Raw genomic sequence first — 11347 nt, forward strand, 5'->3', positions numbered from 1 at the left:
TTGGGGCGCTGCCGAACCGCTCGCCTCAGCGGCTCTCCGCGGTGGGGCGCGCGGACGCGCCCTCGGGCGGGACCTCGGGCGTCCGCGTGCCGTCCTCGTCCTTCATGGCCTTCGCCTCGCTCTTGAGGATGCGCATCGACTTGCCCAGCCCACGGGCGGCGTCGGGCAGCTTCTTCGAGCCGAACAGCAGGATGATCACGACCGCCACGATCAGCAGGTGCCACGGTTCCAGTCCGTTGCGGAGCATCCGGCCCTCCTCTCTTCCTCACCGGGCAGCGGTACGGACCCGGGCGGCGTACCATCTGCCATCGTTGCTACATTGCGCAACTGTACAACCATGGGGCGGGGCGAGGCGTCCCCTCTGCATGAGTCTGGACGAGTCGGACGGATGAGGGCGCGCGGATGACCACCACCAGGGACGTTGACACACCCTCGTCTCACCGGCGCCGTGACGCACCGTCCCGGCGCGGCGCCCCGCACGGCCGGCGCGCGGCCCGTGGCCGCAGACGCGGCCCGTGGCGCACCGCGCTCCTGGTCACCCTCGCCCTGGTGGTGCTCGGCACGGCCGGCCTCGGCTGGATCTACCTCAAGCTGAACGGCGACATCAACACCTTCGACGCGGGCGGCCTGTCCAGGAACCGCCCCGACGCCGCCGCGTCCAAGGGCCAGAACGTCCTGGTCATCGGCTCCGACGCGCGCACCGACGGCAACGCCGCGCTCGGCGGCGGCAACAAGGACGACATGGGCCGCTCGGACACCGCGTTCCTGCTCCATGTCTACGCCGACCACCAGCACGCGATAGCCGTCTCCATCCCCCGCGACACCCTGGTGACCATCCCGCCGTGCAAACTGCCCGACGGCAGCTGGACGAAGACGCAGACCGACGTCATGTTCAACACGGCGTTCTCCGTCGGGCAGACCCGGACGGGCAATCCGGCCTGCACCCAGAACACGGTGGAGCAGCTGAGCGGGATGCGCGTCGACCACACCGTCGTCGTCGACTTCAAGGGTTTCGCCGCGCTCACCGACGTGGTCGGCGGGGTGAAGGTGTGTCTGCCCGACGACATCTACCAGAACGACCTCAACCCCCATCGCGCCTCCCGCGGCGGCCTCGTCTTCCACAAGGGCGTGCAGACCGTCTCCGGGCAGCGGGCCCTGGACTACGTACGGATCCGGCACGGCATCGGTGACGGCTCCGACATCGGCCGCATCAAGCGCCAGCAGGCGTTCGTCTCCAGCCTCCTCAAGCAGATCAAGAGCGAGGGCCTGACCCCGACCAAGCTGCTGCCGCTGGCCACCGCCGCCACCAAGTCGATGACCGTCGACCCCGGCCTCGGCACGGCGAACAAGCTCATCTCGTTCGCGATGTCCCTCAAGGACATCGACCTGCGCAACACCAAGTTCGTCACCATCCCCTGGCGCTACGAGGGCTCGCGGGTCGCGGTCGTCGAGCCGGACGCCTCCGGCCTGTGGGCCGCGCTCAGGGCCGACCGCACCATCGACGGCAAGGACGCCAGTGGCAGGCGGAAGCCGAAGGCCACCGCCGCGGCCTCGCCCGGCCCCACCGAAAGCGTCTCGGGCGAGGGCGTCTCGCTCGCCGTCTACAACGGCACCACCACCGGCGGCCTCGCCTCCGAGGCGGCGCAACTGCTCACCCGGCACGGCTTCACCGTGACCGGTACCGGCAACGCGAGCAGCCGGGAGTACACCGGCACGGTCGTCCAGTACGGGCCCGGACTGCGCACCCAGGCCGAGACCGCCGCCAAGCTCTTTCCCGGCGCCCGGCTTGAGGCGATCGGCGACGCGGTCCTCGATGTGGTCGTGGGCGCCTCCTACGCCGACTCCGCCGCGGCCTCGCCGACCCCGGCCGCCGTGCCCGGCTCGGTCGCGGACGACGCCCGGTCGGCCGACGACGACCTGTGCTCCAACCTCACCTACGGCGCGGGCGGCTGAGCCGCGCGATCCGGCTCCCGCGGCCGGTCCGCCCTCCCCTGGCCGGCCGCGGGTCCCTTCTCAGAAGCCGTTCCTCGGGAATCCGTTCCTCGGGAAGCCGCTCCTCGGGAATCCGTTCCTCGGGAAGCCGTTCCTCGGGAAGCCGTTCCTCGGGAAGCCGCTCCTCGGGAAGCCGCTCCTCAGGGGCGGGTTGGGCTCCGCGGCCCGCGGGCGAGCGTTCGTAGCGGCCCCGCGCCCAGACCAGCGCGGCGGCGTACAGGGCGAGGACGACTCCGAGGAGCGGGTAGTACGCGCCTGGGAGCGTGGTCAGACCGAGCGCCGGGCCGAGCGGCGACGGGGGCAGGGCGACCCCGATGACGGCCAGCCCCATCGCCGCCCAGCCGACCGGGCCGAGCGCCCGCTCCGCGACCAGTCGGCGGCCGGTGCGCAGCAGCACCATCACCAGGGCCTGGGAAGATCGCTTCGTCGTCGCCGGTGCCCGGCCCGTGCAGGGACAGGGCGAGGACGGCGAACGTGGCCAGGTCGGCGAACGCGTTGAGGAGGCCGAAACCGGTGATGAAACGCAGTACCTCGCGCGGGCTGAGCACCGTGGGGCGGCGCAGCACCGAGGGGTGCGGGCGGTCGTGGGCGAAGGCGAGCTGGACGGTGTCGAAGCACAGGTTCTGCACGAGGACCTGCGCCGGAAGCATCGGCAGGAACGGCATCAGCAGGCCCGCCGCGAGCATGGCGATGACGTTGCCGAGGTTGGAGGACAAGGTGATCCGCAGATACCCGGCGACATTGCCGCCGCTGTGCCGGCCGGCCTCGATGGCGTGCCCGATCGCGGTGAGGTCCTTCTCGGCGAGGACGACGTCGGCGCTCTCCCGGGTCACGTCCGCGGCGTCGCGCGGGGCGATGCCGACGTCCGCGGCGCGCAGCGCGGGCAGGTCGTTGACGCCGTCGCCGAGGAAGCCCACGGTGTGCCCGCCGGCCCGCAGCGCGGCCCCTACGCGCGCCTTGTGCTCGGGGGTGCAGCGGGCGAAGACGGTCGTACGCCGGGCCAGTGCGGTGAGTTCGGCGTCGGTGAGGCCGTCGAGCCGGTCGGCGGTCACCACGGCGTCCGGGCCGAGCGGGATGCCGAGGTCGCGGCAGGCGCGGGCCGCGGTGCCCGGGTGGTCGCCGGTGAGGACCTTGACGCCGACTCCCTTCTCGGCGAACGCGGCGAGCGCGTCGGCGGCGGTGGGCGCGAGGGCGTCGTGGAAGGTGACCAGGCCGCGGAAGGTCAGCCCGCGCTCGTCGGCCGGGGTGTGGTCGCGGGCGCGGGCGGGGCGTTCGGCGGTGGCGACCGCCAGGATCCGCAGCCCCTCGTGCGCCGTCCGGTCGGCGAGGTCCGCCAGCCGCTGACGTTCCTCCTCGGCCAGCGCGCAGCGCTCCAGGACGGCTTCCACGGCGCCCTTGACGACGAGGGTGTGTGTGCCGAGGCGGTGCGGGGTGCGCACGACCGCGGTGGACAGCCGGCGCACGGGGTCGAACGGCAGGGCGGCCACTCCCTCGTACGCCAGGAGGCAGGCCTCGTCGGCCGCGTCCAGGACCGCCTCGTCCAGGGCGTCCGGTGCGGGCAGGTCGGCCAGTTGCAGGGTCCACCAGGCGTTGACGGCCGCCCAGCGCAGTACGTCCGGGTCGGCGCGGCCGTCCGCGTCGAGGGCCCGCTCGACGACGGGCCGGTCCTGGGTGAGGGTGCCGGTCTTGTCCAGGCACAGTGTGTCGACGGCGCCCAGGTTGTGCAGCGCCGGGAGCCGCTTGACGATCACGCCGTGGGTACGGGCCAGCAGGGCCGCGCCCCGGGTCAGACAGGTGGTGACGACGACCGGCAGCATCTCCGGGGTGAGCCCGACGGCCACGGCGACGGCGAACGGCAGGGTCTCCAGGCCGCGTCCGCGCAGGGCGGCGCCCGCCATCAGCACCAGCGGCGGGGTGAGCAGCATGAAACGGATCAGGATCCACGAGATGCCGTTCACCGACTGCTCGAAGGCGCTCGGCTCGCGCGGCCGGGCCGCCTGCCCCTGGGCCGCGGCCAGCCGGGTGTGCGCCCCGGTGGCGACGACGACGGCGGTGGCGCTGCCGGAGACGACGCTGCTGCCCTGGAAGCACAGCTGCGGCTGGTCGAACCCCGCCGCGCCGTCCGGGTGGTGGGCGTCCGCGGCGCTCTTCGCGACGGGCGCCGACTCTCCGGTGAGCGCGCCCTGGTGCACGGTCAGCCCGCCGGCCCGCAGCAGGCGGACGTCCGCCGGGACCAGATCACCGGCGCCGAGCCGCACGATGTCGCCGGGGACCAGCTCCGCGACCGGGATCTCCCGGGCGGCCGGCGCGGTCGCCCCGTCGGCGCGGCGCAGCACGGTGGAGGTGGTGGCGACCAGTTCGCGCAGCCCGGCCATGGACCGGTCGGCCCGGTGTTCCCCGGATGCGCGCAGTACGCAGCTGACGGCGACCAGCAGCAGGATCACACAGGCGGTGCCCCAGGCGTACACGGCGGCGGAGACCAGGCCGAGGCACAGCAGCACCGCGGTGAACGGGTCCCGGACGCCGCGGACGAGGAGCCGGAGCCAGGAGGCGTCCTGCCGGTCCGGGAGGGTGTTCTCCCCGGCGTGGGCCAGCCGGTCCGCGGCCTCGTCGTCCGTCAGCCCGCGCGGCCCGGTCTCCAGCTGCCGCAGAACGTGCAGGGCCGGGCCCGGCCCCGAGGCCGCGGCCTTCCCGAGCCAGTCGGGAGATGTCCGCTGCGGTCCGGCCGCGCCCCGAAGGGCGCGGGGCTGTATCAGCCTGCGGCTCCGCCGCGCGGACGCACCCAGCCACAACGCGCCCGCAGCCGACCGACGACCCGTCCCGGCCGATCCCGCGGAGCGCTCAGCCACCGGTTCCGTGCGCCCTGCGGCGCGGTACGGACGGGAACTCGGCGCGGGCGGCCAGCTGTCCGACCATGAGCCGGACCACCGTCACGACGTCGGGGTCGTCGACGTAGTAGACCTGCCGTCGGCCCTCGCGGCGGGAGCGGACCAGGCCGGCCAGCTTCAGCTTGGACAGATGCTGGCTGACCGCGGGCAGGGCCCCGCCGACCCGGTCGGCGAGATGGGTGACGTCGCTCTCGCCCTGGGACAGCGCCCACATGATGTGCAGCCGGGCCGTCGAGGCGAGCAGCCCGAAGGCGGCGGCCGCCTCCGCCAGCACCTCGGCGGACGGATCCTGAAAGCCACCGACGAATCGCCCCACGGCTCCCTCTCCCGTCCACCCGGCTCACGGCCTCATCCAGCGCCGCCCAAGTGTATGCGGGCACGGCAGCGCGCCCGGAACCGGAAGGGGCACGGGGCTGTATCACCCTGCGGCCCCGCCGCGCGGGCGCGACCAGCCACAACGCCGCCGCAGACGAATGACGACCCATCCCGGCCGACCACAACGCACCCCCAGCCGACCGACCACCCGTCCGGCCCCACCCCACACAGCACCCCCAGCCAACCGACCGCCCCACCCGGCCGACCACAACGCACCCCCAGCCGACCGACCACCCAGCCGGCCCCACCCCACACAGCACCCCCAGCCGACCGACGGCCCCAGCCCGGCCGGCCCCGCGGAGCGCTACGCCCGTGTGCGGCCGGGCTCCGGGAGTTCGGCCTGGGCGGCGCGGATGTGCAGGACGTCGCCGATGAACAGGTCGTAGACCAGCACCCCGACCACCCCGCCGACCAGGGGTCCGACGATCGGGATCCACCAGTACGCGCTGAACGAACCGGGCAGCGAGCCGGGCAGCGCGAGTTGGTTCCATCCGGCCAACCAGGTGAACAGGCGCGGCCCGAAGTCGCGGGCCGGGTTGATGGCGTACCCCGCGTTCGGCCCGTAGGAGATGCCGACGGCGACGACCGCGAACCCGATCAGCAGCGGCCCGAGGTTCGCCCGCACGGCCGTGTTGCGCAGGTCGATGAGGGCGACGATGAACAGGACCAGGAACGCGGTGCCGACGATCTGGTCGACCAGCGGCCCCCAGATCCCGCCGTGGAAGTACGGCGCAGGGAAGGTGCCGAAGATCGAGAACGTGGTGAGCGTGTGCCCGTTGGTCTTCGGGCCGCTCACCGTCCGGTCGAAGGTGTTGATCGCGTCGTGGTAGACGCCGTACACCAGCGCCGCCCCGACGAAGCCGCCGGTCACCTGGGCCAGCCAGTACGGCGCGACCTTGACCCAGGAGAACTTGCGGCGCACCGCGAACGCCAGCGTCACCGCCGGGTTGATGTGGGCGCCGCTGACGCCGCCGGCCACGTACACGCCGAAGACGACGGCCAGTCCCCAGCCCCAGGTGATCAGCAGCCAGTCCCCGGCGCTGATGAAGAAGGTCGTGGGCCCCGACGTGCGGCCCGACCCGGGAAGACCCGCGACCGCCACCGCGACCGAGCCGCAGCCGAACGCGACGAGGACCAGCGTCCCCAGGAATTCCGCCAGGCATTCCCCCAGAAGCCCTCCGCGCTGCTTGAGCGCGGAGGGTTTCACCAGGGGAGGGATTTCCACAGCCATCGGTACCCCCTTGCAGGGAACATTGCGGTCAGTAACACCATCGTTGCGCAGAATTCGCATTCCGCCACCGCGACGACTACCCAACGAAGGGGATCACTTACACACAGTGACAGGCCTACTTGCGCACGGTGACTGGCCCCGGCCCCGGTCAGGAGGGGCCGCCGGGCACCGCAGCAAACAGGCTGTGCCGCCGTCCCGGGTTACTGACCGGCCGGGGCGGGGGCGAGGCGGGGCGGTCCGGTGAGCGGGCGCACCACCGCGGAGGCGATGATCGGCACGGCGGCCCGCACAGCCGTGAACGCCCTGCGCGCAGGCCATGGGACCGGCTGAACTCCCGGCGCGGTCACACCCGATGGTCTACGCGCCGTCCGCGCCGGTGGGTGCCGGCCCGCCCGCCGCGCGTTCGCTCTGCACCGACGTGACGGCCCGGACGACGAACACCGCGGCCACGGCCGCGCCCACGACGGCCGCGTCGGACACCAGCAACTGCCACACATCCGAGTAGGCGCGTTCGATGAGCCCGTCCCGGGACTCCCGGGAGATCAGGCCGACCCCGCTCAGCATGCCGATCAGCCACAACGCCCACCACACGTTCACCACGAACGGCAGCCGCTTGTCCGGCGCGCTCGCCCGGTGGACATCCACGACCAGCCCGCGCGGCACCCAGAGATTGACGACGGGCACGATCCAGCCCAGGTAGACCCAGATCCCGCGGTACCTGGGCGGCCGGCCCGACAGCGCCCGCGCATTGTCCCGTACCTGCCACAGCCAGGCGAGGAACGCGGCGGCGCACAGCACGACGACGACATCGCCCACGGCGCCGACGATGTGGTAGGCGTCCTCCAGCGAGGTCAGCGGCCGGTGGTTGCCGTCGCCCTGGTCCGGTGGGCCCGAGGCCGGCTCGCCCGCCACCGAGAGTCTGATCTCCCAGACGGCGCGGGCCAGCCAGGCGGCGCCGGCGAGGAGCAGCAGGGCTGTCGCGAGCAGGGCCGTGGGCCGGGCCGCCCGGAAGGCGGGACGCGGGGCTGTCTCTTCGATCACCGAGGCATCCTCGCGCACGGCTACCGTCACATGCCAGAACGACCCACGCAGGCCGGTCAGTTGGCCACACGGGCCGGTTACCCGGCCCATGCCTGCCCGGCGGGTCAGGTTTTGCCAAGTGCAGAGGATCGGGGAGGGGGTCGGGGCCGTACTGGTCGGTGGTCGCAGGGGTCGTCCCTGTGGGCGGGACCGTCGGACGATGGGAGGCGTGGTGCGGGTTTCGCGTAATGCTGCGGGGACTGTCTTCGTGGGAGGTGCCCTGAGTCTGACCCTCGTGGCGCTCCTGTATCCGAGCATGCTCGGGGTGTCCACGGTGTCGAGTTCGTCGTCACGCGTCATCGCGCAGACACAGTGGGGGCCGCTGACCGAGGCGGACCGGGACTTCGTGGTCAAGGTGCGGGCGGCGGGGCTGTGGGAGTACCCGGTCGGGCAGATGGCGCTGAAGAAGAGCACGTCAAAGGCCGTGCTCACCGCGGGACAGCATCTCGTGTCCGGGCACGCCGCGCTGGACGCCACCTGCCGGAAGATCGCCCCTCAGCTGAACATCACGATCCCCGACCAGCCCAGCCCCCAGCAACAGGGCTTCATCGACACACTGAACGCGGACAGCGGCAGGACGTTCGACTCCGACTTCGCCAACATCCTCCGGGTGACCCACGGACAGATCTTCAACACCATCGCGAAGATCCGCTCCCAGACGAAGAACACCCTCGTACGGGAGTTGGCGGACCAGGCCAACACCACGGTCCTCGACCACATCTCCGTCATGGAGAAGACCGGTCTGGTCGACTTCGACCAGGTGCTCTTCCAGGAGACCACCCCGCCGAAGCTGCCCGACACGGAGCTGACCCCGCCCCCACCGGCCCCCGGCCGGCCGCAGGTGGTCCTCACCCCACCGCCGAGCAGCAGCCCCACGGCGGGGTGACACACCCCGGCCCCGATCCCGGCCCCGATCCCGGCCCCGGTCCCGGTCCCGGTTCCGCTACGCGCCGAGCCAGGCCGTGGTGTCCGGGGGCAGCGCCGTGGCGTTCTCCGGCAGCGGCCCGCTGGTGAGCAGCACCTCCCCCGGCGGCAGCGGCACCGGCGCCGACGACAGGTTCGCCACGCACCGCCAGCCCTCCGAGCGGGCGAACTGAAGGACTCCGGGCGGGGCGTCCGGCGCCCAGGTCAGCGTCTCGCCCTCCAGCAGTTTGCGGCGCAGCCGCAGCGCCGTGCGGTACAGCTCCAGCGTGGAGCCCGCCGTACCGGCCTGTGCCTCGACCGCGTACCCGGCGAAGGAGGCCGGCTGCGGCAGCCAGGCGGCACCCGGCCCGAAGCCGTACGAGGGACCCGTCGTCGTCCACGGCAGCGGCACCCGGCAGCCGTCGCGGCCCTTGCGGACATGGCCCGTCTGTTCCCAGATGGGGTCCTGGAGCACCACGGTGGGCAGGTCGGCGACCTCGGGCAGACCGAGTTCCTCGCCCTGGTAGACGTACGAGGAGCCGGGCAGCGCCAGCATGAGGAGGGTCGCCGCGCGCGCCCGGCGCAGGCCCGCCGCCGTGTCGACGGCCGGTGCGTGCCCGCCGGACAGCAGCCAGGCGTTGTCGTCGGTGCCGGGCGGCAGCATCAGCCGGGAGGCGTGCCGGATCACGTCGTGGTTGGACAGGACCCAGGTCGCGGAGGCGCCCGCGGTACGGGCCGCGGCCAGCGAGTCGGTGATGACCCGGCGCAGTTCGTCCGCGTCCCAGCGCGCCTCAAGATACTCGAAGTTGAAGGCCTGGCCGAGTTCGTCGGGGCGGGCGTACAGGGCGCGGCGGGCGCCCGGGACCCAGGCTTCGGCGACCGCCGTGCGCGGCGGGGTGTAGGCGTCGAAGATCTTGCGCCAGTCGCGGTAGATCTCGTGGACCTCGTCCCGGTCCCAGTACGGGTGTGAGCCCGGCGGCACCTGTTCCAGGGCCTCCTCGCCGAGGGCGCTCAAGTCGCCGATGTCCCGCAGTGGTTCGGTCAGATCCTTGGCGAGGGCGTGCGCCACGTCGATACGGAAGCCGTCGACGCCGCGGTTCGACCAGAACCGCAGGGTGATGCGGAAGTCGGCGCGGACGTCCTCGTTGTCCCAGTTGAGGTCGGGCTGCTGGGGGGCGAACAGGTGCAGGTACCAGTCGCCGTCGGCCACCCGCCGCCAGGCGCTGCCGCCGAACACCGACTGCCAGTCGGTGGGCGGCAGTTCGCCGTGCGCGCCGCGGCCGGGACGGAAGACGTAGCGGTCGCGGGCGGCGGAGCCGGGTCCTGCGCGCAGCGCCTCCTGGAACCACGGGTGCTGGTGCGAGGTGTGGTTGGGGACGATGTCGACGAGCACCTTCAGGCCCAGACGGTGTGCCTCGGTGACCATGGCGTCGAAGTCGTCCAGGGTGCCGAGGCGCGGGTCGACGTCCCGGTAGTCGGCGACGTCGTAGCCGCCGTCGGCGAGTTCGGAGGGGTAGAAGGGGCTGAGCCACAGGGCGTCGACGCCGAGTGCGCTCAGATGGGTGAGGCGTTCGGTGATGCCCCGGATGTCACCGAGCCCGTCGCCGTCGGCGTCGGCGAAGCTGCGCGGATAGACCTGGTAGATCACGGCCTGTCGCCACCAGTCGGGGTTCTTTGACGAGATGTCGGTCACACCAACTCCCTTCGCACGGACTACGGTCGAGCCTGGTCGACGCCGGTTACGGGAACTCTGTCCACATTGCCCAGAAAGCGAAACTTTCGCGCCCGCTTTCCGCCGCCCAACACCAAGGTGAGCCCCCTCCACCCCACCACGCGCCCCCAACCGCGTTTCCTGCCCCAAAGGGAGCGCAGAGCTGGTGTGTTGACAACGGCCGACCGGATCCGTCCTTCAGGAGACGACGATGCTGATGCCGTCTCCGAGGAGTTTGAGGCCGAGGACGAAGAACAGGACCGCCATGACGGCGACGTTGTGGCGGGTGGCCCAGCCCCGCCAGTCGCTGAGGACGCTCTTCGCGCGTTCGCCCATGAGGAGGTAGACGGCCGGCGGTGCGAGGACGCCGACGGAGGCGATGATCACAAAGATGGCGAGTACGCCGATCTGTTGCGCAAGGGGGAGCCCGGCTGAGCTGATCGAGGCGCCGGCGGCGATGGTCAGCGGGGCGTTCTTGGCGTTGGCCGCCGACAGCGCGAGCCCCAGTCCGAGGACCTTGACCGGCGTGAAGCGGTCGATCGCGGCCATCCACTTCGGCAGCTGTGCTTGCGAGGGGTCGGCGGGGCGTCGGCGCCACTGTCGTACGCCGAACAGTGCCAGGAGCGCGCCGAGGGCGAGTTTCAGCGCTCCTACCCAGGTGGCCGGGTGCTGGTGCGTGGATGCGCCGCCCGGCCCTCCGACCGCCAGCATGATCGCGCCCAGCGCCGCAAGGCCCAGAAGCCAGCCGAGGGCGAACAGGGGGCCGTTGAGGCGTCCGCGAGGAGTGGCCAGGATGAGGATGATCGCCACGATGGGCAGCGGACTGACGGCGACACCGGCTGCCAGGCCCAGCACATCGCCGACGGCGTGTCCCACGATGGCCTCCGCAAGGGCAGACAGGTCGGGCGGGCCGCGGGGGTGGCGGTTCGCCACCGGCCCCGGGAGCCATCGTCACGCCGCACAGCGACCGACGCACCCAGTGAACTCCGAACAGGGGAGACCCACCCGACACCCAGGCAGGAACACCCCGCCCACCGTTCCTAGAGACTGTGCGGGAGTGGGTCCTGTTGCTGGAACCCGTGCTCAGCCGAACGCCCCGAACGGTGTTGGGCGTTCTGGTCCACCGCGTTCACTCCGTATCCGGCGCGCACGGATCGTGTCCGTGGT

At 72.4% G+C, this 11347-nt stretch carries 8 protein-coding genes and 2 pseudogenes; 2 read left to right on the plus strand and 8 right to left on the minus strand.

The window, feature by feature from the left end; translation table 11 throughout:
* Window positions 1–25: 25 nt before the first annotated feature.
* Window positions 26–247, minus strand: a complete 222-nt coding sequence (tatA, locus tag ABT245_RS37500; protein ID WP_351743012.1) for a Sec-independent protein translocase subunit TatA — start codon at window positions 245–247, stop codon at window positions 26–28.
* A gap of 155 nt (window positions 248–402) precedes the next feature.
* Here tatA and ABT245_RS37505 point away from each other — a divergent pair, with 155 nt between their 5' ends.
* Entirely contained in the window at window positions 403–1953 is a 1551-nt protein-coding gene (locus ABT245_RS37505; RefSeq protein WP_351743015.1) for an LCP family protein, read from the plus strand.
* 199 nt (window positions 1954–2152) lie between these two features.
* Here ABT245_RS37505 and mgtA read toward each other — a convergent pair.
* The 4 genes and pseudogenes from mgtA to ABT245_RS37525 all read right to left on the minus strand — a co-directional run.
* Window positions 2153–4745: pseudogene (gene mgtA / locus ABT245_RS37510) on the minus strand (magnesium-translocating P-type ATPase); the annotation flags it as partial.
* An 88-nt stretch (window positions 4746–4833) separates the two neighbouring features.
* The gene (locus ABT245_RS37515) at window positions 4834–5196 is read right to left on the minus strand and encodes an ArsR/SmtB family transcription factor (protein ID WP_351743017.1); all 363 of its coding nucleotides are present in this window, start codon (window positions 5194–5196) and stop codon (window positions 4834–4836) included.
* Between the two features lie 363 nt (window positions 5197–5559).
* Window positions 5560–6486, minus strand: a complete 927-nt coding sequence (locus ABT245_RS37520) for an MIP/aquaporin family protein (protein WP_351743020.1) — start codon at window positions 6484–6486, stop codon at window positions 5560–5562.
* Between the two features lie 357 nt (window positions 6487–6843).
* The gene (locus tag ABT245_RS37525; RefSeq protein ID WP_351743035.1) at window positions 6844–7524 is read right to left on the minus strand and encodes a DUF4328 domain-containing protein; all 681 of its coding nucleotides are present in this window, start codon (window positions 7522–7524) and stop codon (window positions 6844–6846) included.
* A 250-nt stretch (window positions 7525–7774) separates the two neighbouring features.
* Between ABT245_RS37525 and ABT245_RS37530 the strand changes: the two genes are divergently transcribed.
* Window positions 7775–8452 (plus strand): DUF4142 domain-containing protein, encoded by a 678-nt coding sequence (locus ABT245_RS37530; RefSeq protein ID WP_351743023.1) that lies wholly within the window; start codon window positions 7775–7777, stop codon window positions 8450–8452.
* Window positions 8453–8509: 57 nt separating this feature from the next.
* On the opposite strand, the gene ABT245_RS37535 is transcribed toward ABT245_RS37530, so the two are convergent.
* From ABT245_RS37535 to ABT245_RS37545, 3 genes and pseudogenes are all read right to left on the minus strand, one after another.
* Window positions 8510–10162: a glycoside hydrolase family 13 protein gene (locus ABT245_RS37535; RefSeq protein WP_351743026.1), complete on the minus strand. Its 1653-nt coding sequence runs from the start codon at window positions 10160–10162 to the stop codon at window positions 8510–8512.
* Between the two features lie 216 nt (window positions 10163–10378).
* Window positions 10379–11056 (minus strand): GAP family protein, encoded by a 678-nt coding sequence (locus tag ABT245_RS37540; protein WP_351743029.1) that lies wholly within the window; start codon window positions 11054–11056, stop codon window positions 10379–10381.
* A gap of 164 nt (window positions 11057–11220) precedes the next feature.
* Window positions 11221–11347: pseudogene (locus ABT245_RS37545) on the minus strand (transposase); the annotation flags it as partial.

This window comes from Streptomyces sp. NPDC001508, from assembly GCF_040298665.1.
Classification (GTDB): Bacteria; Actinomycetota; Actinomycetes; order Streptomycetales; family Streptomycetaceae; genus Streptomyces.

Excerpts from the sequence above, each read along its gene's own strand:
- tatA (WP_351743012.1), bottom strand. The coding sequence starts at position 247 with ATGCTCCGCAACGGACTGGAACCGTGGCACCTGCTGATCGTGGCGGTC.
- ABT245_RS37505 (WP_351743015.1), top strand. The coding sequence starts at position 403 with ATGACCACCACCAGGGACGTTGACACACCCTCGTCTCACCGGCGCCGT.
- ABT245_RS37520 (WP_351743020.1), bottom strand. The coding sequence starts at position 6,486 with ATGGCTGTGGAAATCCCTCCCCTGGTGAAACCCTCCGCGCTCAAGCAG.